Origin of the sequence: Bathymodiolus platifrons methanotrophic gill symbiont, assembly GCF_002189065.1 — a bacterium.
Classification (GTDB): Bacteria; Pseudomonadota; Gammaproteobacteria; order Methylococcales; family Methylomonadaceae; genus Methyloprofundus.
Map to the genome: position 1 here is coordinate 1 of NZ_BDMN01000208.1, position 1,672 is coordinate 1,672.

Annotated in this window: 2 protein-coding genes; one reads left to right on the top strand and one right to left on the bottom strand. The window is 41.0% G+C overall.

Annotated features, from left to right (window positions below):
• Nucleotides 1-438: 438 nt before the first annotated feature.
• The gene (locus tag CDZ78_RS12300) at nucleotides 439-1,050 is read right to left on the bottom strand and encodes a DNA-binding protein (protein ID WP_087870280.1); all 612 of its coding nucleotides are present in this window, start codon (nucleotides 1,048-1,050) and stop codon (nucleotides 439-441) included.
• A 211-nt stretch (nucleotides 1,051-1,261) separates the two neighbouring features.
• On the opposite strand from CDZ78_RS12300, the gene CDZ78_RS12305 reads away from it, so the two are divergent.
• On the top strand, nucleotides 1,262-1,672 hold a 411-nt coding region (locus tag CDZ78_RS12305; protein ID WP_140414036.1), incomplete at its 3' end, for a ParA family protein.

Genomic DNA, 1,672 nt, shown 5'->3' on the forward strand with positions numbered 1-1,672 from the left:
TCAATATAGCTTTGGATAAAGGTGGCTGGGGCATTCATTAACATGGGCTTACACCGATAAAATTACAACAACCTCAGAATACCTGATTTTACCTTCTCAATATCAAAAACTTGAACATCGAGTAAAAAGAATAAAACATCCCTGTTTTTAGACAATTAAAATAGGGGCTTCCCTGCCCCTACCCTAGCGGGAAAATGGCGAAAAGATGCCATTTTTTTTAATGGTCTTAACTTCTTAAAGACTGATTTTTAATAACCTTTTTTTACGATCAAAAGCAAAAGAAGCTAATTAGAAAGTAATATTCTTTGTGTTTTGTTAGGGGAGAATATACGCTATTAAAACTAATTATATTGTATTTAAGCCATTGTTTTATAAATAACAATAAGCATTAAATACTGTTTTAAAGCTTTACTTTTGCGCTCTAGCGTGACCCCTGCCCTATTCTGCCGCCTTTTTGGGCGTTGCTTTTGCCCTTGGTTTTCTGGCTGGTTTGGTTGCAGCTTTGGCAATTTCTACAAGTTCGCTTTGTAGCTTGGCATAATCGGCTTTAAGGCTGATTAATTGGTGATCTTTTTCGGTGAGCTGTGCAACATATCCCGCGTTTTCGCGGGTGATCTTCACGGCTTTTTCTTGCGCTGCATCAAGACTATGTTTTACTTCTAAGGTTTTTATATGGGCTTGTTCTAGCTCTCTTTCCAGCCTTGAGACTTCCCCCGCATATTCGGCAAGTTCGGCCTTTGCCTTGGTTATGGCCTCCCCTGCTTCATGCTGGATACGTTCGACAGATTCCCCCGCCAGAGTAGACGCAGCCGCCCATATATCAAAGGCGGCCTTGTGCATGGTCGCGGTGACACTATCGGGCATTTGCAGCAAAGGCGCAGAGTGCGCGGCCTGCTCTTCCCTCCAAAGCTTGACCATATCACCCACGGTAGAGAAAGACCCGCCACAGATGCCCACAACGGCGTTTACAGTCACGTTTTTACTCTCGGCCTGTAATTGCTCACATGCGGCATTTACCACGGCTTGTATTACCTTGGGTTTGCGTTCCATAGTTTCACCTGATTTATGTAGTAGGGAGTAGTAGTAATATTACTATTACTACAAACTACTACTTAAAACAATAAAAGATATACAGATAGCTATATAAATATACTACTAACAATTAAGCTATCCGTTTACTTTAGATAGCTATCCTGCTACTCTCTTAATAAGATAGCTTAATAGCTATCTATATATCTTTTATTATTTAGGAGTTTAAAAAATGACTACAATTGTTTTTGCATCCTCGAAAGGAGGGGCAGGGAAGACAACCGCCGCCGTTGTTTTAACTGGGGAGCTTGCCAGACTTGGGGCAAGTAAAAATATTAAAGTGACATTAATAGACGCAGACCCGAATCAGCATAGCGCGGAATGGGCTTTAAAAGATGGATGCCCCGCTAATATTGTTTTAAAAAGCTCTGATGAAGATACTTTGTTAGATGATATAGAACAAGCACAAGAGCAAAGCGGCTTTGTGGTTGTTGATCTTGAGGGGACGGCTAATATAAGCGTTACCCATGCCATACATTGCGCTGATTTGGTTGTTTTACCGTGTCAGGGTTCGCATTATGACGCTAAAGAAGTGGTTAAAACTATTAAGTTGATTAGATCACAAAGTAAAATTGCGCGGCGT

Bases quoted from the DNA above. Each gene is read 5' to 3' on its own strand.
- CDZ78_RS12300 (WP_087870280.1), bottom strand. From the start codon at position 1,050: ATGGAACGCAAACCCAAGGTAATACAAGCCGTGGTAAATGCCGCATGT.